Origin of the sequence: Parundibacterium terreum (assembly GCF_014636315.1) — a bacterium.
Taxonomy (GTDB): Bacteria; Pseudomonadota; Gammaproteobacteria; order Burkholderiales; family Burkholderiaceae_D; genus Undibacterium; species Undibacterium terreum.
The window spans coordinates 595,078-617,160 of the sequence record NZ_BMED01000003.1; the positions used below are offsets into that span (position 1 = coordinate 595,078).

Below are 22,083 nucleotides of genomic sequence, written 5' to 3' on the forward strand. Positions count from 1 at the left end.
TCGCTCAAACATGCAACAGTGCGTCACACATTGCAGATGCACAGCCATGTCAAATTGGGTAATATCCGTACACACTTTTGTTTCAGAGGAATGACATTCGATGATCATGTTCGCACTTGACGAACAATTGGCCCAGTCCGAGGCGGATTTGCTTGCCTTATCAGGCAATGCGCGCATCCGGGCATTGGTCAATCTGTCATGGAATCTGAGGCAGCGCGATACCAAGCGTGCGGTGCTCTTGGCCAACGAAGCACAGGGCCTGCTTAGCACCAGCAATTGTCCGGAACAGGAAAAACAGCGCCTGACATTGCGCGCGCAACTGGTGCTGGCTGAAGCAAGCTGGCTGTTTGCCAAGCTGGAAGTCGCGCAAAAACTGGCGCAAGACACGCTGGCGCCGTTTGCTGCGCTGAACGATCCGATTGGCGAGGCGGATGCACACTGGCTGCTGGCGCAGATCGCGATTGACCTGGGACAGCATCAAGCTAGCCAGGCGGCACTGCTTGCTGCAGCAGAAAAGGCCACGCAGGCCAAGGATGTGCTGCGCATTCAGGTCATAGAAACAGCGGCGATCCTGTTCAATCTGTCGCAAAATTTTTCGGCTGCCAAAAAGCGCTGGGAGGTGCAAGTCCAGAATGCGCCGGAAGAAGAGCGGCATCCTGCATTGACAACCTGGGCCGAGGATCTGGCCGCCAGGCTGGACGGCCAGTTCACGCAATCGATACAGTACTTCATGAATGCCCATGACGCGGCCATAAAAACCGGCCAGATCCGGCGCGCGATCAGCATAGGCAGCAACATCAGCTACGCCTTTTCCAGCTTGAACGACTACCATAGCGGCCTGGAATGGATACAGCAAAGCCTGGATCTTGCGCGTCCGACCGCATGGCCCAGCAGCATAGGCGGCTGCCTGACCAATAGCGCCGATATCCTGCGCAAGATGGGGCAGTTGACCTCAGCCCAGGAGCTGATGCAGGAATCGCTGGCCACTCTGGAAGTGCTGCCGCAGTCGCGTGGCTATGCGATTGCGGTACGCACGCTGGCCGATATTTTGCTGGACCAGAAAGATTATGAGGCTGCGCTTGCCGCTTTCCTGCAACTGAAGCAAAAATCGCTGTCGCTGGATGAGCCTGAGTTCATGTGGATATCCGAACGCGGCCAGGCCGAGGCTTTGTCCGGCCTGGGGCGTGCAGAGCAGGCCCTGGAGGCTGCGACCAGGGCCTTGAACTTTTCCCGCGTGCAAAGCAATACCTATTACGAGATACGCGCACTGACAGCGCTGGCGGACATCTATGCCAGCCACGATTTGCCTGCACCCGAAGGCATGCGGGCGGCCAGTGCGGCGCTGCATTACCTGGAGCAGGCGGTAAAAGTAGCCTCGATGGTGCAAGGCTATACTTTTCCGGCAGAGTTGCTGGCGACCGTTGCCCGTGAATGTGCGAAAGTGGGAGACTATCAGCGGGCCTATGAAATGTCTTTGCTGGCCAATGCGGCGCGTGAAAAAACCCATGACCAGTCCAGCACCAACCGCGCTATCGCAATGCAGGTGCGCTTCCAGACTGAGCGCGCTCTGGCAGACGGCGAGCATCACAAGCAACTGGCAGAATCCGAAGCCAAGCGCGCGTCTGCGTTGCAGCAGATCAGCTCCACGCTGGAACTGCTAGGTGCAATCGGCCAGGAAATCACTTCGCAGTTGAGCGTAGACGGTATTTATCAAACGCTGGACCGCTATGTGGCGGCCTTGCTTAATCCCAGCACCTTTGTGATCTACCTAGCGGGGGAGAGCGAGCAGGGTGAGCAGATACTGGATATGGCATTTGGCATTGAAGATGGCAAGCCTTTGCCGCCCGACCGCATTCCTTTGGATAGCGAGAATTCGGACTGCGTGAAATCCTATCTGGAGCGCCGCGACATCATGATCGATGCCGCGGGCGAACGGGATATGCTGAATGTGATCGAGGGTACGCTGCCAACTCTGAGCCGCCTGTTTACTCCGCTGGCGATCAACGACCGGGTGATTGGCGTGATGTCGGTGCAATCGATACAAGCCTATGCGTATGGCGACAGGGAAAGGCTGATCCTGCGCACTCTGTGTGCATATGGCGTGATTGCGCTGGACAATGCCTATGCCTACCGGCGCCTGCAAGAGACCCAGGATCAACTGGCATCCAAGGAAAAAATGGCGGCACTGGGTGCACTGGTGGCCGGTGTTGCCCATGAGCTGAATACGCCGATAGGCAACAGCCTGCTGCTGGCCAGCACGATGCAGGACAAGACCCAGGATATAGGGCGGCAGTTCGACCAGCAAAGTATGAAGCGCTCAGACCTGAGCGGTTTCATTGCCGATGCCAGGGAAGCATCCACACTGATCGTCAGGAGCCTGACTACTGCAGCCAATCTGGTCAACAGCTTTAAGCAGGTGGCCGTGGACCAGGCGACAGAGCACCGGCGTATTTTCGATCTGCAGCAAACGCTGAAAGACATTATCGCACCGGTGATGAACCGCATTGCCTTGTCCGAGCACACCATCAACTTGCAGGTAGCGCCCAACATAGGCATGGACAGTTATCCCGGCCCGCTGGGGCAGGTGATTGGCAACCTGATCAATAATGCGATCTTGCACGGTTTCGATGGCACCAGCCATGGGATGATGAGCTTGAGCGCCCAGTTACTGGACGCAGAGACGGTGCAGCTCCGGTTTACCGATAACGGCAAGGGTATTTCAGAAGAAAATCTGAAACGGGTATTTGATCCCTTTTTTACTACCAAGCTGGGGCAGGGCGGCAGCGGGCTGGGCTTGAGCATCAGCTACAACATCGTTACATCAATACTGGGCGGCGCCATACAGGTAGACAGCAAGCCGGGGCAAGGTGTCAGCATCCTGATCGAGCTGCCCTTGCAGGCACCGCTCAAGCATGAGCAGCAAGAGCAGGCCAAGTCCGACCGGGACAAGAAAATCGCAATCGGCATATAGCTGTTAAAGCCTGATCCGGTCCCAGGATCAGGTCAGCTTGTTTTTGGATAGCGGCGGGTTCTTGGCGAAATATTTTTTGATGCCTCGCAAAACTGCGTCTGCCATCTTGTCCTGATAATCGTCATCGGTCAGTTTGGCCTCTTCTTCCGGGTTGGAGATGAAGGCGGTTTCTATCAATATGCTGGGGATGTCCGGCGCTTTCAGTACCGCAAATCCAGCTTGCTCGACCGCACCCTTGTGCAGACGGTTGATGCCGCCTATTTCGCCCAGCACGACCTTGCCCAGCTTCAGGCTGTCGCTGATCTGCGCGGTGGTGGACAGGTCCAGCAAGACACTGGCTAGCTGTTTGTCGTGATTCTTGATGTTCACGCCGCCGATCAAGTCGGCTGAATTTTCCTTGTTTGCCAGCCAGCGTGCCGCAGTGGAGCTGGCGCCCTTGTCGGATAGGGCAAACACGGATGAGCCGCGCGCGCTGGATTCGACAAAGGCATCCGCATGGATGGACATGAACAGGTCGGCCTGCACGGCACGGGCTTTTTGCACCCGGACCGGCAGCGGAACGAAATAGTCGCCATCGCGGGTCAGCATCACGCGCATATTCGGCTGCTGTTCTATCTTCGCCTTCAGCCGTTTGGCGATAGACAAGACAACGTCTTTCTCGCGGCTGCCGCCGCGGCCGGTGGCGCCTGGGTCTTCGCCGCCATGGCCGGGGTCCAGCGCGATCGTGATCAGGCGTGTCATCGCAGGCGGGGCCGGCGATTTGGAATTGTTCTTGTCGCCCTCGGCCATCGCCGGCGGCTGATCGGCCCTGGTATCCGGGCGCGGTACTGGCTTAAAGTCAGGTGCCGGCTGGGGAATATCTCTAGGAGATTCTTTTGACCAGTCGCCTTTTTCTATCAGGGCCGCAATCGGATCCGGCGGATTGGTCGGATACAGATCGAAGACCAGCCTGTGCTTGTAGTTGCCCACAGGCTGCAGGGTAAATACCTGTGGATTGACTTCTTCTTTCAGGTCGAACACCAGCCTGACCACATTGGGCCGATTCTGGCCCACGCGCACTTGCTTGATATAGGGATCGTTGGATTGTATCTTGGCGACCAGTTCCTTCAGCGCCGGGTTCAGTTCTATGCCTTCGATATCCACCACCAGTCGCTCGGGATTCTTGACGGTGAAATGCGTGGTTTTCAGGTCGCTGTCGTTTTCCAGTGTGACACGGGTGTAGTCATCCGCAGGCCATACCCTTACGGCCAGAATCTGTGCGGCCTGCGCTGCGCCCGGGGCCAGCACCGAAATCAGTAGCGCGCCGCCGGCTTTCAATACGGTGCGGCGCGATTTGGAATTTAGAGATTGGGGGCGAACTGTAAGCGGGTGAGGCATTCTGAACCTTTGTCTGACAACGCCTGCAATTCTACATCACGTCCCTCGCCGGCGATGCTTAAAAACACATTCAGGTCGGGGGGCGGCAAGACCGTATCGGCTTTTTCCGGCCATTCTACGATGCAGATATTGGTGGCATTGAATTCTTCGCGAAAGCCTGCATCCAGGAATTCTTCCGCACTGATCATCCGGTACAGGTCAAAATGCATGATCCTGATTTCCTTGCCACGCAGGCTTACCGTATAGGGCTCGGCCAGGGTGTAGGTCGGACTCTTGACGTGGCCGGTATAGCCGGCCGCATGCAGCAAAGCGCGAGTGAGCGCGGTTTTGCCGGCACCCAGGTCGCCATGCAGATAGATAGTCAGCCCCGGCGCCAGGCAATGGGCCAGGCGCTTGCCCAATGCCTGAGTTGCTGCCTCGTCGGCCAAGTAAGTTTTATAATGTGACATTTCCCTGCTCAATTCTGCGATTCTGATGATTTCCGAAAACATACCATACAGTGCGACCGCTGTGTGTTCTCCCCACATGCTGCCATGACCCCGCAGGGAACGTCTGGGTCTGCGCCGCATGATCTGGATGCATTGGCAGACAGGATCAAGGCCTGGGGCGTGGAGTTGGGCTTTGCCGATGTACGCATTACCGATGTGGACTTGTCGCATGCCGAGCCTGGCTTCCAGGCCTGGCTGGATGCAGGTTATCACGGGGAAATGGCGTATATGGCCGCCCACGGCACCAAGCGCACCCGGCCTGCAGAACTGGTGCCGGGAACAGTGCGTGCCATTTCTGCCCGCATGAACTATCTGCCAGCTAGCGTGGGAAACGACTGGCGCAGCAAGGAGGAGTCGCACTCAGCCGATACCGCTGTCATTTCCGTGTATGCCCGCGGACGGGATTACCACAAGGTATTGCGTTCACGGCTACAGCAACTGGCGGAACGGGTGCAAAAGGAAATAGGCGAGTTTGGCTACCGGGTATTTACCGATTCGGCGCCGGTGATGGAAGTGGCGCTGGCAGAAAAAGCCGGCCTCGGCTGGCGCGGCAAGCATACGCTATTACTGAACCGGGAAGCCGGTTCCATGTTTTTCCTGGGTGAGATACTGGTGGATATTCCGCTACCGGTGGACCAGCCGATTAGCAGTCATTGCGGACAATGCAGTTCCTGTATCGATGTTTGTCCTACGCAGGCCATCATTGCCCCTTACAAACTGGATGCACGCCGCTGCATTTCTTATTTAACAATAGAACTGCACGGCAGTATCCCACTGGAATTGCGCCCCTTGATAGGCAACAGGGTTTACGGCTGCGATGATTGCCAGTTATTTTGTCCCTGGAATAAATTTGCGCAGCGTGCCAGCGTGGACGATTTCGAGGTCAGGAATGGCCTGGACAGTGCCAGCATGGTCAGCCTGTTCGCATGGACGGAACAGCAATTCCAGCGCCTGCTGGAAGGCAGTCCTATACGCCGCATAGGACATGAGCGCTGGCTGCGCAATATTGCGGTTGGGCTGGGGAACGCTGCGAGCAGCATGCGTGGCGATGAAGGAATTGTCGCCGCGTTAAAGAACCGGCTTGAGCATCCGTCCGAGATGGTCAGGGAGCATGTGCTGTGGGCGCTGGGACAGCACGGAATCTAGCCCCAGCCAACTATGAAACCACATATGCAGCCACGTACGCGGTCACTCCGAAATAAGTTAGCCCACACCAAGGATTGCCCTGGTCGCCATCAGCCAAAACGGCAAGCTCACCAACGATAGCAAAGTGCCGGCCGAAATCAGAAAAGCGACAAACGGGCCGTTGCCGCCCATGCGCGCGGCCAGCACATAAGCGCTGGAGGCAGTAGGAAGCGAGCAGAAAATCACCAGTATCTGCAACTGTAACGCCGGCAAGCCCATATACAGACCCAAGCTCAGCGCGATGGCCGGCAAGGCAAGCAATTTAATGGTGAGGAAATAGCTCGCCATTGCCTTGGCCTCGTGCAAGGCAGAAAGCCGCAGGCCAGCGCCGACGGCCAATAAGCCCAGTGCGATGGATGCATTTCCCAGCCGCGACAGCGTGGCATTAATGGCCTCGGGAATGGGAATGTCGCACAGGTTAACGATGAGGCCGCAGGCCGTGGCCACGACCAGTGGATTTTGAGCGATTTCTTTCAGCAGCTTGCCACTGTCATGTGCCAGTGCGTACACCGCTGCCATATTGCAGAGAGGCACCAGAAACCCGATCAGCAAGGCGATCAGGGCGGTACCCTGGTCGCCGGCCAGGCGGGATGCAAGCGCCAGCCCGATATAGGAATTGAAGCGGAAGGCGGTTTGCACACCCGATTCGAAAACGCGTGGCGCAGCGGTGAACATAGGCTTGCCCAGCCAGCCTAGCAGCATTGCACAGGTAGTTGCCGCCATTGCTATTTTCAGGAGGGTGCCCGTGGCATGGAAATCGAATGGAGTGCGCGATGTGGTATAGAACAGCAAAGCGGGGAACATCAGGAAATACACGATCTTTTCCACGCCCGACCAGAAGTGGCCGCCCCAGTTTGCCTTGCGGGCCAGTACGAAGCCTAAAAGTATCAGCAGAAAATCAGGCAACAACAGAGTAGCTATAGACATGGGCTTATTTCAACAAGCCCGCCAGCTCCACCGCCGTCTTGATTTGCATCTTGTCGAAGATATGCGCCCTGTGTACTTCCACCGTACGCATGCTGATGCCTAGCTGGTCGGCAATCACCTTGTTCATCTTGCCAGCCAGGATCAGGTCCAGTACCTCGCGCTCGCGCGTGGACAGGGTTGCCAGCCTTTCGTAGATGGCGGCATTCGCGCCGGCTTGCATCGATATTGCAAAGGCTTCCTGCACCCTGTCCATCAGCTTGTTGTCATTGAAGGGTTTTTCAAAGAAATCAAAAGCGCCGCGTTTCAAGGTGTCCACAGCCATCGGCACGTCGCCGTGGCCGGTCAGGAAAATGACCGGCAGGCGTTTGGTCAACTGTCTTGCGGTCAACAGGTCAAACAGCGCAGAGCCGCTCATGCCGGCCATGCGTATATCCAGCAAGATGCAATCGCCCTGCGGGTCAAATTGCATGGGCTGGTTTAGCGCCACCAGGAACTTGTCGGCGCTTTCGTAAGTCGTTACGGCGATGCTGCGCGAGCGCGCCAGCCAGGACAGCGAGTCCCTGATTACGTCTTCGTCATCTATGATGTGCAGCATTCGGTCTCCATCCCGGATCAGTCTATATTTAGAATTTTCTCGATAGCCAGAGGCGGGCACGCCCGGCTGTCGCTATTCTTATTGTATTTTTTATATATTGGCTCTCATTGACTTACCGGCAGCGCAAATCTGAAGATAGTACCACCTGCCGGATTGTCACGATGGGTCAGTGTGCCGCCATGAAATTCTATCGCGGTACGGCAAATTTTTAAACCCATGCCCATGCCGCCCGATTTGGTAGAAAAGAAAGGCGAGAATAATTTTTCGGCAACATCGGCCGGTATGCCGTGGCCCTGGTCAATGACGGATACCACAATTAAAGCGGGGCCATCTTGCTCATGCGGGTTCGCCGTTTCAGCAGTGATGCGCAATATGCGGCGGGCCGGAGAATTCGCCTGCATGGCCTCGATGGCGTTTCTGGTCAGATTCAATAGCACTTGTTCCAGTAACACGCGATCCGCCAGCACTGGAGACAGCTTGGGCTCTATGCTGAGCTGGATTGCGACATAAAACGGTTGCGCTTGCAGCTCGATCAGCGGCATCGATTCATCAATGACGGCGGCGATGCTGACCGGCTCGCGGCTGGGCTCCCGCTTCTTCACAAATTCATGCACGCTGCGGATGATTTGCCCTGCGCGCTGTGCTTGCGTATTGGCCTTTCCCAGCGCCTGCAGCATCAATTCCTTGTCGCTGTTGCCCGCTTCCAGCAAATTGACTGCGCCCGTTGTGTAGCTGGAAATGGCAGCCAGCGGCTGGTTCAGTTCATGCGCGAGCATGGAGGCGATCTCGCCCATGGTTGCCAGGCGCGCACTGGCATGCAGCTTTTCTTCCTGCTGGCGGCTCAGGTCCTGGGCCCGCTTCAGCTCGGAAATCTCCAGGATGGAGCTCATCCAGCCTGTCTGCACGCCATTTTCATTTACCAGCGGAGATTCATAGATCAGTACCGGAAAACGTTCGCCGTTGGCGCGTTGATAGATGGTTTCAAAACCTTCAGAGGGCACGGTGCCTGCCAAGAGCTGGGTAAAGCGCTGCTGGTATTCTGCAATCGCTTCCGGGGCCCAATAGGGCATAGGAGGAATCCTGCCGACGATTTCTTCGGCGGTGCGTTCCACCATCTTGCAGAAGGCAGGATTGACATAGGTCAGCCGTCCTTCCATGTCGCGTGCGCGCAAGCCGGTTACCAGCGAATTTTCCATCGCGGCGCGAAAAGCAACCTGCTGGCGCAGCGCGCCCTCGGCCGCCAGCCTGCGATTGATATCGCGCCAGAGCGCTGCCAGGCTCCAGATCAGGCCTATCGACAGCAATATGACCGATAGCACCAGCAGATTGGCCAGCAGCTTGGGTTCACTCTTGTTGCTATTGGTCCGCAGCGATAATTGGGTGCCGGGCAGATCCAACGCGCGGATATGGGTGTACACATTCTTGCCCGATCCGCCGGCCGAACGGTCGGCATAGACTTTCTCATCGGGATCGATTAGCGAGATCTGGTTGTCCTGTGCGAACCACCACGGAACCATTTCGTCCAGTATTCCCGCCAGGCGATAACTGATCACAATACTTCCCTTGGCTTGGCCATCCTTCACAAGCGGAATGTGGCAACTGAGCAGGTAGGCATTCTTGCCGTTGGTTCCCAGCGACGGTGGCATGCACTGGGTTTTGCCATGCGCCAGTGCAGACTGGCCGCGCGCCGGAATCAGAGTGGCTTTGGGCGGCAACGGCGCGTCCGAGGTGGATGCCAGTAAAGAGTCGTTTTCATCAAACCAGACTATGCGCTGGATCTCATGATTGCTTTTCATCAGCGTGCGGAAGCGTTCCAGCACGGCGTTCGGGGGCAGGTGGGAGTTGTCGATTTCCGCCCCTATCAGGCGCAGGATTTCTTCATTGCGGTTTAGCTGGAACTGTATCGCCTGCTCGACCCACAGCGTATCGGCGATCAGTTGCTCCTGCCGGTCGGTGGCTTCCATGCGCTGTGCCTGCCAGGGCAGCCAGATCAGGGTTGCCAAGAACAGCAAGACCAGCAGGATGGGAATCAGCCAGCGCCATTTCTGGCCTTGCCAATTCAGGATGGTGGAAAAATTCGTCATGCCGCTAGTGTAGCCGAGCATGATAGTAGCGTCTCGGGGATAAATAAATGACGGATTGTGGTTATCCACAGTTGCAAAGAATATCTTGCCAAGGAATAATCCAGACACTAAAAAAGTTGTATCAATGAAAATTATACGGAGACCTGCAATGAAACTCAAATCCCTGCTCTTTTCTCTTGTCGCTGCCTCCCTGGTCAGCGGTTCCGCGTTTGCGCAAGCACCCATCATCATCAAGTTCAGCCATGTGGTGGCCAGCGACACGCCTAAAGGCAAGGCTGCCGAGCGTTTCAAGGAACTGGCCGAAAAAGCCACCAAGGGCAGGGTCAAGGTAGAACTGTATCCGAACAGCACGCTGTATAAAGACAAGGAAGAGATGGAGGCCCTGCAGCTCGGTGCGGTGCAGATGCTGGCCCCTTCACTGGCAAAATTCGGCCCTCTGGGCGTGAAGGAGTTTGAGGTGTTTGACCTGCCTTACATCTTTCCGTTCAAGGATGTGCTGTACCAGGTAACCGAAGGTCCGATAGGCAAGAGCCTGATGCAAAAGCTGGAGCCAAAAGGTATCACCGGCCTGGCATTCTGGGACAACGGCTTCAAGATCATGTCCGCCAACAAACCCTTGCATATGCCTGCCGATTTCAAGGGTTTGAAAATGCGTATCCAGTCATCCAAGGTGCTGGACGCGCAGATGCGTGCGCTGGGTGCGAACCCGCAGGTGCTTGCCTTCTCCGAGGTTTATCAGGCTTTGCAGACCGGCGTGGTAGATGGAACGGAAAACCCGCCTTCCAATATGTACACGCAGAAGATGCATGAAGTGCAAAAGCATCTGACTGTCTCCAACCATGGCTACCTCGGTTATGCGGTCATTGTGAATAAAAAATTCTGGGACGGCCTGCCTGCCGACATCCGCGCGCAACTGGACACGGCAATGAAGGGTGCAACCAGCTACGCGAATGCGATTGCCGACCAGGAAAACGGGCGTGCGATGGATGCGATACGCAAGTCGGGCAAAACCACGATCTATGAGCTGACTCCAGCCGAAAAAGCAGAATGGCGCAAGGCCCTGTTACCGGTACAAACCGAGATGGAAGGCCGTATCGGCAAAGACTTGATCGCTTCCATCCGCAAGTTATCCACTGCTGGCGGCAAGTAATCTGAATTAGTGTGCGGCCTCGCGTGAGCGCTGGGCTACACACGCCAACCGGCTCTTTACCCATGCTTTAAGGTGTTATCAGCCCCTATTGGGGTAGCAAAAACGGATACAAAGAAAATCCGTGGACTGATATCGCCTTGCTTTTCACTTTTCCCAAAAAGGGCATTATGAAATTTCTTGATCATCTGGAAGAATGGCTGATCGCCTTTCTGATGGGGGCCGCAACCCTCGTCACCTTTATTGCAGTGTTGCACCGGTATGCGTCCGGCATGCCTATTCCAGGGTTACAGGATGCACTGATTAAAATCAATACCAGTTGGGCGCAGGAGCTGACCATCTATATGTTTGTATGGATGGCGAAGTTTGGCGCTGCTTACGGCGTGCGCACCGGCATCCACGTGGGTGTCGATGTGCTGGTGAATAAGTTGAATACGCCGTGGCGCAATAAGTTCATCGTCTTTGGTTTGCTGGCAGGAGCTTTGTTTACCTTGATCGTGGGCACCCTGGGCGCCAAGTTTGTATGGGGCATTGCGCAGACGGATCAGACCACGCCGGACATGGAGCTGCCTAAGTGGATCGTGTACATGGCGATTCCGCTGGGTTCCTATCTGATGTCTTTCCGCTTCCTGCAAGTGACCTGGGTCTTCATCAAGACGGGTGAGTTGCCCAAGCATGACCATGCCCACGTAGAGGGTCTGGAAGATGAGGTGAAAGCATGAACGCGGCCATCATCTTTGTTCTGCTGTTGGTGCTGATGCTGACCGGCATGCCGATCTCGATCTCGCTCGGCCTGACGGTATTGGCCTTCCTGTTTACGATGACCTCAGTGCCGGTGGAATCGGTCGCATTGAAACTGTTCACCGGCATAGAGAATTTTGAGATCATGGCGATCCCGTTCTTTATCCTGGCAGGCAATTTCCTCACCCATGGCGGGGTAGCGCGACGCATGATTAATTTTGCAACGTCAATGGTCGGGCACTGGCATGGCGGCCTGGCATTGGCCGGCGTGCTGGCTTGCGCCTTGTTTGCTGCTGTATCCGGTTCTTCGCCCGCCACAGTGGTTGCGATCGGTTCCATCATTTTGCCGGCGATGGTCAAGCAAGGTTATCCGAAAGGCTTCGGCGCGGGTGTGATTACCACCTCCGGTGCGCTGGGCATCCTGATTCCACCATCGATCGTGATGGTGATGTATTCGGTGTCCACCAATACTTCGGTGGGCCAGTTGTTCATGGCCGGGGTGGTTCCTGGTTTGCTGTTGGCATTCTGTCTGGGTCTGACAACCTGGTTCCTGGCCCGCAAGCATAATTATCCGCGCATGCCCAAGGCGACCTGGAAAGAGCGTTTCACGGCTTTCCGCAAGAGTGCCTGGGGCTTATTGCTGATCGTCATCGTGATGGGCGGTATTTATACCGGCATGTTCACGCCAACTGAAGCGGCGGCGGTATCGGCGGTGTACGCCTTCGTCATTGCCGTTTTTGTGTACAAGGACATGGGACTGAAGAAAGTGCCCAAGGTCTTGCTGGATTCCGCGGCGATGTCGGCCATGCTGCTGTATATCATCACGAATGCGGTGCTGTTCTCTTTCCTGATGACCAGTGAAAATATTCCGCAGGCAATGGCAGCCTGGATCATGGACAAGGGCTTCGGCATGATCAGTTTCCTGTTCGTCGTGAATATCCTGCTGCTGCTGGCCGGTAATGTGATGGAGCCTTCCTCCATCGTACTGATCATGGCACCTATCCTGTTCCCGGTGGCGACCACCTTGGGTATCGATCCGGTGCACTTCGGCATCATCATGGTCGTGAATATGGAAGTCGGCATGTGCCATCCACCGGTAGGGCTTAATCTGTACGTGGCGTCGGGAATCACCAAAATGGGGATTACTGAACTAACCGTTGCAGTACTGCCGTGGCTGCTGACGATGCTGGCTTTCTTGATGCTGATTACCTATGTCCCTCAGATCACACTATGGCTACCCAACCTGGTTTTTAAATAAAATATAGCTAAAAGCCGTATTGATGAATTTTAATACGGCCTTTTTGTCGCATGATGGAATATAAAATTGCGCGTTTACACCAATTTTTATATGAATTGTTAATGTTTAAGCAAAGTATTTGCCTGGGCAATTGATTTATACATATATGCAACAGTGCGCCTTTTTCGTGCATTTTTTTTTGAACACGAGTGCAATGCCGTGATATATTCTCGGCAGATAAGAAATTTGCAGCATGCTTAGATTTACAAGGCGGTAGTGCATAAAAACGGTATTGATACCGAGGACACTGAGGAGACGCGCGTTTTAATACAAGCTGAGCGAAACTATCGCTAAACAGCCCGAAACGCGAAAGAAGTTTTAAAGGCGCATCATGGATGCGCCTTTTTTCTTTGTGGTGCCCCTCTGTTGGTTCGCAGCCATGTGCCGGACATGGTATTGTTGAGTTCATGATGTTAAGCAAAGAATCCACACTTTTTTCTGCCGTGGTAGCCGCGCCTTTCGGTGCAATCGGCATACGCACACAAGACCAGGCAATCAGCGAGCTGGTTTATCTTCCCCCCAGGTTTGCAGAAAAAGACGCCACCGACAAAGTCGCAGCAAAGGCGCAGAAGCAGATAGAAAAATACCTGCAGCAGCCAGACTTTCGTTTTAAATTGCCTTTACAGCAAGTTGGTACCGATTTCCAGCGCAAGGTCTGGGCCGTGATTGCCGCCATCCCGCAAGGCGAAGTGTGGACCTATGGACAGATTGCAAAGCACATCAAATCGGCTCCACGGGCGGTAGGGCAGGCTTGTGGCGCAAACTGGTTCCCTTTGGTCATACCCTGCCACAGGGTGACTGCTGCCGGCGGCCTGGGCGGCTTTGGTCATACCGATGATGAAAGCAGCTTTCACATCGGCGTCAAACTCTGGCTGCTGCAACATGAAGGAGTCAGCACTTATTCTCCTGTCATCGCGCCGAAGAAAGCAAAATAATGCCACCAGTGCTCACCGGTGCTGCTCCACAAGCTGACCATGCTGCTCCGGTACTTAGCAAGCAGGTGCAGTCCCAGATAGACCAGTTTTGCGACAGCCTGTGGCTGGAAGATGGTTTGTCAAAAAATACGCTGGAAGCCTACCGGCGCGATATGCGGCTGTTTGCCGAGCACTTGTACGGCAAACACGGCCGGCATCTGTATCTGGCGGATGAGGCCGATATCCTTAACTACGTTGCAGAAAAGCACGGAAGCTCCAAGGCGACCTCCGCCAATCGGCGGCTTAGTGTGCTCAAGCGTTTTTACCAGATGGCGTTCCGGCAGAACCTGATCAGCGTCAATCCCTGCACCAAACTGAAATCGGCGAAGCAGCCCAGCCGCTTGCCCAAGACCCTGAACGAAAAGCAGGTAGAGGCATTGCTGCAGGCGCCGGATAGCACAACGCCGCATGGCCTGCGTGACCGTACCATGCTGGAAGTCTTGTATGCCTGCGGGTTGCGCGTTAGCGAACTGGTGTCTTTACGCTCGGTGGAGGTGGGGTTGAACGAGGGTGTCATCCGTATCACCGGCAAAGGCAATAAGGCCAGGCTGGTGCCGTTTGGTGAAATCGCGAGGATGTGGATGGAGCGTTACTTGAAAGAAGGGCGTCCAGTCATTCTGAATGGTCAGGTTGACGATGCCTTGTTCGTGACTGCACGCGGCGGGGCAATGACCCGGCAGATGTTCTGGATACTGATCAAGAAATATGCGCTGCAAGCGGATATCACTGTTCCCTTGTCTCCACACACTTTGCGCCATGCTTTTGCCACGCATTTGCTTAACCATGGCGCGGACTTGCGCGTGGTCCAGCTATTACTCGGCCATGCGGACATTTCCACTACGCAGATCTATACGCACGTGGCGCGCGAACGACTGAAGAAATTGCATGCGGACCACCATCCACGCGGAAGCTGAGGTGTAGCGGCCCGCATTTTCCTGAATCTGCAGTCCAAAAAAAACGCCCCGATTTCGGGGCGTTTGCTTTACTACATACAACAATAATTTCAGCAGAGGGTACTTAAACCCTCAGCCTTGACTATCGGAATTTGTAGTTAGCGCTGACTGTGAAATAACGGCCTGTATTGTTATGCAGGGAATCGTTATAACCGTTCGCATAGTAACGTGGATCATATGGAGCTTTAGTGTCGAACAAGTTCGCGATCGACAGACCCAATGTCAGATTTTTGATACCAGTGTAACGGTAGCCCAAATCAAATGTGGTCCAGGTAGGGACCTTGCAATCCTTGAAGTACTTGCTGTAGTTAGGCAGGCCACCCAATGAGTAAGTGAAATCATTTTGTGGTTGGCCTGTTCCATAATAGCAATATGGTGCCGGGTAGGTGACGTTGCCATCAGTATTGCGCATCAGGGAAATGCTATCTACAAAATTGATCGCGCCGTAAACGTTGTGCTCATTTTTGGTCCAGTTGGCCGAGAAACGTGCTTTCAGACGTGGAATGTCGCCACCTTGCGTTGCCCAATCGGAGATACCGCCGTTAGCGCCGACGACGTTGGCTTCTACGTCGCCTGCTTGTTCTGCCCTTCTGTAGGACATCACATAAGTAGCACTCAGGCCGGTAGTCAACGTGCCCCACTCACCGAGGTTGGAACGATATTTCAAATCGATATCGATACCGCTGGTTTCAGTTGCACCCTGATTGATCCAAGGTTCTTTAACAGATAACAGAGGGCCGGAGTTAGGGATCACATTACCGTTCGCATCTTTCAGGAAGTTGGCCGGATTAGTATCGCGGACAACGTTACCTGGGTTATCTGCTTCGTGATTCACGGTAAATTGAGCATCAGTCAGGATCACTTCACCCAGCTTGCGCACTTTGTACCAGTCCAACGTGACGTCGAAATTTTTCGTAGGCGACAGAATCACACCGAAAGTATAGCTCCTCGATGTTTCCGGTTTCAGGTTGGGGTTTGCACCGCCTGTGCCGGATACGCTCTTGTTGCAATCCACTGTATCTGCGCCTGGAGCTGGATCGTTGCCGTTAGGGCAGCGCTTAGGATCTTGCAGGCCGGGTTGAAAGAACTGCGCACCGCCTGGCGTTACCTGAGACAAGGCAGGGGCGCGGAAACCTTCAGAGTAGCCACCGCGGAAGGCAACGCTATCGTTGACTGTCCATTTTGCACCAACCTTAGGTACGAAATTGGTTTTGATGTCCGGGTATTTGTCGCCACGGCCAGCTATGTCCACTTCGAAGTTTTTGGTGAATGGAGCGCGGAATTCAACAAATGCAGAACCTACGTTACGTTCGCCATCAATGATGGTGTTGGCGTAGCCGTAGATGTTACCTGCAGCTTTGTCGGCATCAGGAGTGATGCTGATTTTTTCCTTGCGGAATTCCACACCAGCAGCAACGCCGATTGCGCCGCCACCCAGTTGACCGAATTCGGTGCTGCCTTTGGCATCCCATTGCAGGATTTCGGCAGAGCCTTTATCCAGCGTGTTACGGGAGATGTTAGGGTCAGCAGCCAAGGAAGCCAGCGAACGAGTAGTGATCTGCCTCAGGACTGGCAGGTACAGAGTGCCGTCAGTAATCGTTTCTACGTCGGACTTGTTCCACAATATGCCGGTATCCCAGTCGATACCGAAGTTAGTGCCTTTTACGCCACCAACCAGGCGATAGTTCTTCGTCGTTTGCTGGGAGTCGCCGCTCAGGTTTTCAAAGCGATATACGGCTGCAGCACGAACGTCCGTGAATGGATTGTCGGGATGGCCGATAGGCAGGATAGCCTGGAAAGGCGCAGCCAGGCCAGTGGACGTGAAGTTGGTGACAGGTGTGCGGCCATTGATGGTAATTGGCGCACCAACATACCAGCGATCCGATTTGGTCATCGCAGCTTCAGCATAAGCGGAAGCATTTTCGCCCAGCTTCAGTTCACCACGGGTCAGGAAGCTTATGTCTTGTGTTTTACCTTGGACTTGCGCATAGTTGTCTGTATCAAATACGCAGAACTTACGGTTAAACAAAGTGCCGGACGTAACGCCATTCGCCGCAGTACCAGTCACGATATTTGCTGGATCGCAATTGGTGCGGTTGACTACAGTGGAGCCAGTCGTGAACGCTGCAGAGCCTGGTAATGTCTCACGGTAGAAGAAAGGCTGCGCGCTAGTGGAGCTGTTGCTTGCGCCATTTGCCAGGGCCGTACCGTTAAATTTGGTCAAGCGGTTGTTGATCGCGCCATACAGGCCTTGCTCAATATCGTTAACGCCGTCTTTTTTGCTGACAGCTTGACGTTGGCTAAAGTCGATCGTTGCGAAGACGTTGTAGCCGTCTTTATTAAAGTCACCCAGGCCGAAGAAGCCATTGATGTTTTGGCGCCCGAAGCGGCCATCGTCATTCGCGCCTGCAGTAGCAGTGAATTCACCGCCCTGGTAGTCACGCTTGGTAATGAAGTTGATAACGCCGCCGATTGCATCGGAACCGTAAATCGCAGATGCGCCGTCTTTCAGCACCTCAACACGCTCCAGAGCTGAAATAGGAATGCTATTCAGATCGTACAGAGTGGATTGGCCGTTGTTTGGATTCGCGAAAGCGGACGGCGTCATGCGACGGCCGTTCAACAGAATCAGCGTGGAAGTGGAGCCCAGATTGCGCAAGTCGGCTGTCGCTACACCTTTGGAGAAACCATTTTGGTTAGGTGTATCGTTGAAACCGCCGGTACCCAGACCAGGTACTGCTGCTTTCAACAGATCCAGCACCGTAGTTGCGCCGCTGTTTTTGATATCTTGTGCACTAATTGTCTGGATTGCGACTGTACCTTCTTTTTCGGTACGCTTGATGTTGGAGCCGGTGATCTCGACCCTTTGAGCTTTGTCGGCAGACACTGCTTCTTGCGCATGAACGTTACCGGCGATGAACGCCGATCCCGCCAATATGCTGAGTGCCAGTCGAACGGACTTGGCGCTTGCTTTTTCCTGGAAAATCATCAACTTACTCCCTGATGGTTATTGGGTGAGGATTAAAAAGTATGCAGATATCGGACTTTTTCTAACGCGTGTCCTGCCACCTGCTTACTAGTGATGTTGCGTGCTGCTGTTTCTCGGACAAATTGCTACTGTTCAGGCAATTTTTGTTGAAAATTAATTGCTCAAGAGTGCTGCTAATATGTAAAGAGACTCTGCATTATGTAACGAGATGTTAACCTCGTGTTACTCGCTGTTGCTGAAGGGACACGGAAAAATGAAAATAAAATGAATTAAATAGAATGTTTAGGAATGTTGGCGATCACTGAATATATTTCGAAGGTTTTTCCGTTTATATCATATTTTATTCTGTGATATTGATATAAAGTAACTGTATAAGCTTATTCAAAACTGACATATAAAATCCCTGTAATTACGCCAAATTGAGGGTTTATCTCTACAATTTTCCTCAGAATGATGCAAATTGCGAGCATTGCCCCTTAAGCAGGCATCCACGCTTCTTTTTAGTACATACCGTTGATAATTTGGCGCTGCCTTGCGAGCAGTTTATGAAAATAGCTACCGGCCAACAAAATTTTCTTCGTAGTACTGCCCGAATCCATGTTTCATCCATGTGCTAACTGTAATGAGTTGTTACGGAAGTAGCCGGTGTGGAGGCGCAGCAGGTGGCGGTCCTGAAGCGATATCCTCCGCGAGAAGATTGAGCCAGGCTGCCGATGTGCTGCCACCTTTAGAAATTTTCTAGCCGAGGTATTTCCATGAAATTGGTTAGTCTTGGAAGCCGGCATCAGCAAGTGCTGTGGGATATCTTGCATGTCTCCCTTTGGGATCCACCGCCTGCGCCTATGCGCCCGCGTGAAGTACTGGACCTTCCCGGTGTTGCTATTTATGCGGCAGGCTGGGGACGGCCGACCGATGTCGGCGTAGTCGCTATTGATGGGGAGATTGTGATGGGCGCCTGCTGGTCGCGGCTCTTGCAGACGGGATTGGGCTTCGTCAACGAGGAAACGCCGCAGCTAGGCATTGCCCTGTTCCCTGAATATCAGCGCAAGGGATGGGGAACAGCGCTGATGATGCATCAACTAGAATCGCTGCGTGGACGCTTTCCAGCGGTGGCGCTGACTGTGCATCCGCAAAACCAGGCGCGCCTCCTGTATGAAAAGTGCGGCTTCGTCGTGCAGCGGGAAGTGGCACGCGGGTATTTGCTGATGCTGGCAAAGTTATGATGGCTTTACTTTTTGCGCCTGGCTGGCCAGGGCAGGCTGGTGCCGCGTAATTTGGCTATACTTTCATTTTTATCAGGCATTACAAGACAAGACATTATCGTGGCTAAAAAAGAGCATGTTTCCGAAACGCAGGCGACCCAGTTCCTGCGCAAGCAAGGCGTGATATTTTCCGATCATCCCTACGACTATGAAGAGCATGGAGGCACCTCCGTCTCTGCCCGCGAGCTTGGCGTGGATGAACATCATGTCGTTAAAACCCTGGTCATGCAGGATGAGGCGGCCAAGCCACTGATCGTGTTGATGCATGGTGACCGTAAAGTATCGACCAAGAACCTGGCGCGCCAGATAGGCTGCAAATCGGTAGAGCCGTGCAAGCCGGATGTGGCGCAGCGGCATTCCGGCTACATGATAGGCGGAACCTCTCCGTTTGGTACCAAAAAGGCAATGCCGGTCTATGTGGAGAAAAGTATCTTGGATCTGGATAAGATATATATCAACGGCGGTAGGCGCGGCTACCTGATCGGCATTAACCCCGCAGTGCTTGGTACGGCTTTGCATGCCAAGCCGGTAGAGTGTGCGCTGGAAGAGTAATTCTTTTCCTTTGCCTACGGCTGCTTATATGACCATGTAAGCAGCCACATAAACTGTCACATATACAGTCACATACAAAGCCGCATTTGAAAAATGCAGCGCTTCCCCTATACTGTCGCACTTGGCGTCCTATCTATACATAGATATATATAAGGGTGCCTTCTGACAAAAATTAAAAAGTGCTCGGGAGCGCAATGTACACAATACTGGCCGTCGTCATCGCCTATCTGATAGGCTCCATTTCATTTGCAGTCGTAGTCAGCCATGGATTTGGCCTGGCTGATCCGCGTACCTATGGGTCCAAGAACCCCGGTGCTACAAATGTACTGCGTAGCGGTAACAAGGCCGCGGCAATCTGTACTTTGCTGGGCGATGGTTTCAAGGGCTGGCTGGCAGTCTGGCTTGCGATCCGGTTCGGCGAGCAGTTTGGCATCGATGACACCGGCGTGGCGCTGGTTGCTGTTGCGGTATTCCTGGGCCATCTGTGGCCTGTATTCTTCAAGTTCGTTGGCGGCAAAGGCGTAGCGACAGCGCTGGGAGTATTGCTGGGCCTGAACCCCTGGCTGGGACTGGCGACGCTGGCGACCTGGCTGATCATTGCCTATGCGACCCGCTATTCCTCCCTGGCGGCGCTGATTGCCGCCTTCTTTGCGCCTTTGTTCTATGGCTTTATGTTCGGCCCGGACGTGCTGATGCTCGCTGTATTCGTGATGAGCGCCTTGCTGGTATACCGTCATCGCCAGAACATCGCGAACCTGATCGCCGGCAAGGAAAGCCGCATCGGTAGCAAGAAAAAATAAATCCGGCTGCACAGCTGGCGTGGGCCTGCATCAAGCAGAATGATATTGCGGTCGTGGCACCAGGAGGTTCTATGCTTCAAAGATGGAAATTTGCATGGCCTCGGTTATGGCTCTTTGCCTGCCTGATGTTTGTATTAGTATTCCCGGCGGCTGCTTTTTCTGCGGATGCAGGCACGGCCGATGAGGCGAAAGCAATGGTGCAAAAAGCCGTAGCTGCGATGAAAAAAAATGGCGTAGATGCGACCATTGCCGACATCAACAAGCGCGACGGCCTCTATGTGGACCGTGACCTGTATGTCGTTGTCTATGACCTGAACGGAAAAAACCTGGGACACCTGAATCCCAAAATGGTCGGCAAGGATATGAGAGGATTGAAAGATGAAGACGGCAAGTACTTCATCAGGGAGCGCCTGGAGATTGCGATCAAAAAGGGCAGCGGCTGGCAGGACTATAAATTTCTGAATCCGCTTAGCCGAAAAGTAGAGCCGAAAAGCATGTATGTGGAAAGATATGGCAACGTGATCGTCGGTTGCGGAATCTATAAGTAATGTCTATAAATAAGCAGCCTCGTTAAATCAAAAAAGCCTGCAGCGCAAACTTCAGGCTTTTTTACTTCTGATTTACCTCTGATGTGGGGCACGGTGCTTTATGCAGCGAGCAACTCATGCAGCGGCCAGCGCGGGCGCACGTTGAACGCATAGTCGAAGGTAGCAGCTGCAGGATTCTTCTTCAGGCGCATCGCTCCGGCAAAAGCAATCATGGCGCCGTTATCGGTACAAAATTCCAGCTCCGGATAAAACACCTGGAAGCGTTTCTTCGCTGCTGCTGCGTTTAAGGCGGCACGCAACTGCTGATTGGCGCCTACGCCGCCGGCGATCACCAGCCTTTTCAGACCGCTTTGCTTCATCGCAGTAACGCACTTGGCCACCAGTACATCAACGATCGCATCGACAAAGCCGCGCGCGATATTTGCCTTGTCCTGCTCGCAGATATTGGCGGAGTTGGCCGCAGTTTGCTTGACGACAGTCAGTACCGAAGTCTTCAGGCCGGAGAAGCTGAAATTCAAATCCTTGGAGTGCAGCATGGGGCGCGGGAATGTATAGGCGGCCGGATCGCCGAATTCCGCCAGCCTAGAAATCGCCGGCCCGCCAGGATAGGACAGGCCCAGCAGCTTGGCTGATTTATCAAATGCCTCGCCTGCAGCGTCATCCAGAGTTTCGCCCAGCAGCGTGTACTGGCCCACGCCGTCGACACGCATTAGTTGCGTGTGGCCGCCGGAGACCAGCAAGGCGATGAATGGAAACTCTGGCGGCTTGCTGGCCAACAAAGGAGACAGCAAATGTCCTTCCAGGTGGTGTATGCCCAGCACCGGTTTATTCAGCGCCATGCCCAGGCCGCAAGCGACGGAGGCGCCCACCAGCAAGGCGCCAGCCAGGCCAGGTCCCTGGGTAAAGGCGATGGCATCAATACCGGTGCGCGGCAGTTTCGCCTGTTCCAGTACTTGCTGTAGCAAGGGGATGGCGCGGCGTATGTGATCGCGCGACGCCAGCTCAGGCACCACGCCGCCGTACTCCTGATGCATGGCGATCTGCGAGTGCAGCGCGTGCGCAAGCAGGCCGCCCTCTGTGTCATACAGGGCGAGGCCGGTTTCGTCGCAGGAGGATTCAACGCCTAAAACTATCATTGCTATACCGTTTTCATCAAATTGAAGCAAAAAGACAATACGCTCCGATTTGATGGG

Annotated in this window: 18 protein-coding genes; 11 read left to right on the forward strand and 7 right to left on the reverse strand. The window is 54.2% G+C overall.

The genetic code is table 11. The features are described 5' to 3' along the window. Positions 1 to 106: 106 nt before the first annotated feature. Positions 107 to 2,971 carry an ATP-binding protein gene (locus IEW12_RS17430; RefSeq protein WP_229751179.1) on the forward strand — a complete coding sequence of 955 codons (2,865 nt, stop codon included), beginning with the start codon at positions 107 to 109 and terminating at the stop codon, positions 2,969 to 2,971. Between the two features lie 27 nt (positions 2,972 to 2,998). Here the strand turns inward: IEW12_RS17430 and IEW12_RS17435 are convergent, their stop codons facing one another. Beyond that, the gene (locus IEW12_RS17435) at positions 2,999 to 4,348 is read right to left on the reverse strand and encodes an N-acetylmuramoyl-L-alanine amidase (RefSeq protein ID WP_188567342.1); all 1,350 of its coding nucleotides are present in this window, start codon (positions 4,346 to 4,348) and stop codon (positions 2,999 to 3,001) included. Beyond that, on the reverse strand, positions 4,312 to 4,797 hold the full coding sequence (gene tsaE, locus IEW12_RS17440; protein WP_188567343.1) for a tRNA (adenosine(37)-N6)-threonylcarbamoyltransferase complex ATPase subunit type 1 TsaE: 486 nt from the start codon (positions 4,795 to 4,797) through the stop codon (positions 4,312 to 4,314). The genes IEW12_RS17435 and tsaE overlap by 37 nt, the downstream gene beginning before the upstream one ends. 84 nt (positions 4,798 to 4,881) lie before the next feature. Between tsaE and queG the strand changes: the two genes are divergently transcribed. Then, positions 4,882 to 5,982: a tRNA epoxyqueuosine(34) reductase QueG gene (gene queG, locus IEW12_RS17445; RefSeq protein WP_188567344.1), complete on the forward strand. Its 1,101-nt coding sequence runs from the start codon at positions 4,882 to 4,884 to the stop codon at positions 5,980 to 5,982. Between the two features lie 57 nt (positions 5,983 to 6,039). Here the strand turns inward: queG and IEW12_RS17450 are convergent, their stop codons facing one another. From IEW12_RS17450 to IEW12_RS17460, 3 genes are all read right to left on the reverse strand, one after another. Next, positions 6,040 to 6,948, reverse strand: coding sequence for an AEC family transporter (locus tag IEW12_RS17450; protein WP_188567345.1), 909 nt, complete (start codon positions 6,946 to 6,948; stop codon positions 6,040 to 6,042). Positions 6,949 to 6,952: 4 nt separating this feature from the next. Beyond that, complete coding sequence (locus IEW12_RS17455; RefSeq protein ID WP_188567346.1) at positions 6,953 to 7,543, reverse strand: response regulator transcription factor; 591 nt, start codon at positions 7,541 to 7,543, stop codon at positions 6,953 to 6,955. A 104-nt stretch (positions 7,544 to 7,647) separates the two neighbouring features. Next, positions 7,648 to 9,627, reverse strand: coding sequence for a sensor histidine kinase (locus IEW12_RS17460; RefSeq protein ID WP_188567567.1), 1,980 nt, complete (start codon positions 9,625 to 9,627; stop codon positions 7,648 to 7,650). Positions 9,628 to 9,775: 148 nt separating this feature from the next. Between IEW12_RS17460 and IEW12_RS17465 the strand changes: the two genes are divergently transcribed. The 5 genes from IEW12_RS17465 (at position 9,776) to xerD (ending at position 14,700) form a co-directional block, all read left to right on the forward strand. After that, positions 9,776 to 10,777: a TRAP transporter substrate-binding protein gene (locus IEW12_RS17465; protein WP_188567347.1), complete on the forward strand. Its 1,002-nt coding sequence runs from the start codon at positions 9,776 to 9,778 to the stop codon at positions 10,775 to 10,777. 167 nt (positions 10,778 to 10,944) lie between these two features. Next, on the forward strand, positions 10,945 to 11,496 hold the full coding sequence (locus tag IEW12_RS17470; protein WP_188567348.1) for a TRAP transporter small permease: 552 nt from the start codon (positions 10,945 to 10,947) through the stop codon (positions 11,494 to 11,496). After that, positions 11,493 to 12,773, forward strand: a complete 1,281-nt coding sequence (locus IEW12_RS17475; protein WP_188567349.1) for a TRAP transporter large permease — start codon at positions 11,493 to 11,495, stop codon at positions 12,771 to 12,773. Before IEW12_RS17470 ends, IEW12_RS17475 begins: the two co-directional genes overlap by 4 nt. Before the next feature lie 446 nt (positions 12,774 to 13,219). Continuing rightward, the gene (locus IEW12_RS17480) at positions 13,220 to 13,747 is read left to right on the forward strand and encodes a methylated-DNA--[protein]-cysteine S-methyltransferase (RefSeq protein ID WP_188567350.1); all 528 of its coding nucleotides are present in this window, start codon (positions 13,220 to 13,222) and stop codon (positions 13,745 to 13,747) included. Then, positions 13,747 to 14,700 carry a site-specific tyrosine recombinase XerD gene (xerD, locus tag IEW12_RS17485; protein WP_188567351.1) on the forward strand — a complete coding sequence of 318 codons (954 nt, stop codon included), beginning with the start codon at positions 13,747 to 13,749 and terminating at the stop codon, positions 14,698 to 14,700. Before IEW12_RS17480 ends, xerD begins: the two co-directional genes overlap by 1 nt. 121 nt (positions 14,701 to 14,821) lie before the next feature. Here xerD and IEW12_RS17490 read toward each other — a convergent pair whose 3' ends face one another. Next, the gene (locus IEW12_RS17490; protein WP_188567352.1) at positions 14,822 to 17,728 is read right to left on the reverse strand and encodes a TonB-dependent receptor plug domain-containing protein; all 2,907 of its coding nucleotides are present in this window, start codon (positions 17,726 to 17,728) and stop codon (positions 14,822 to 14,824) included. 755 nt (positions 17,729 to 18,483) lie between these two features. On the opposite strand from IEW12_RS17490, the gene IEW12_RS17495 reads away from it, so the two are divergent. From IEW12_RS17495 to IEW12_RS17510, 4 genes are all read left to right on the forward strand, one after another. Next, positions 18,484 to 18,951, forward strand: a complete 468-nt coding sequence (locus tag IEW12_RS17495) for a GNAT family N-acetyltransferase (protein ID WP_188567353.1) — start codon at positions 18,484 to 18,486, stop codon at positions 18,949 to 18,951. A 96-nt stretch (positions 18,952 to 19,047) separates the two neighbouring features. Continuing rightward, positions 19,048 to 19,542, forward strand: coding sequence for a Cys-tRNA(Pro) deacylase (ybaK, locus tag IEW12_RS17500; RefSeq protein ID WP_188567568.1), 495 nt, complete (start codon positions 19,048 to 19,050; stop codon positions 19,540 to 19,542). 194 nt (positions 19,543 to 19,736) lie between these two features. After that, a complete protein-coding gene (gene plsY / locus IEW12_RS17505; RefSeq protein ID WP_188567354.1) occupies positions 19,737 to 20,342 on the forward strand; it encodes a glycerol-3-phosphate 1-O-acyltransferase PlsY in 606 nt (201 codons plus the stop codon). A 125-nt stretch (positions 20,343 to 20,467) separates the two neighbouring features. After that, positions 20,468 to 20,890, forward strand: coding sequence for a cache domain-containing protein (locus IEW12_RS17510; RefSeq protein ID WP_229751181.1), 423 nt, complete (start codon positions 20,468 to 20,470; stop codon positions 20,888 to 20,890). A 98-nt stretch (positions 20,891 to 20,988) separates the two neighbouring features. Here IEW12_RS17510 and tsaD read toward each other — a convergent pair whose 3' ends face one another. Next, entirely contained in the window at positions 20,989 to 22,026 is a 1,038-nt protein-coding gene (tsaD, locus tag IEW12_RS17515) for a tRNA (adenosine(37)-N6)-threonylcarbamoyltransferase complex transferase subunit TsaD (RefSeq protein ID WP_188567356.1), read from the reverse strand. Positions 22,027 to 22,083 lie beyond the last annotated feature (57 nt).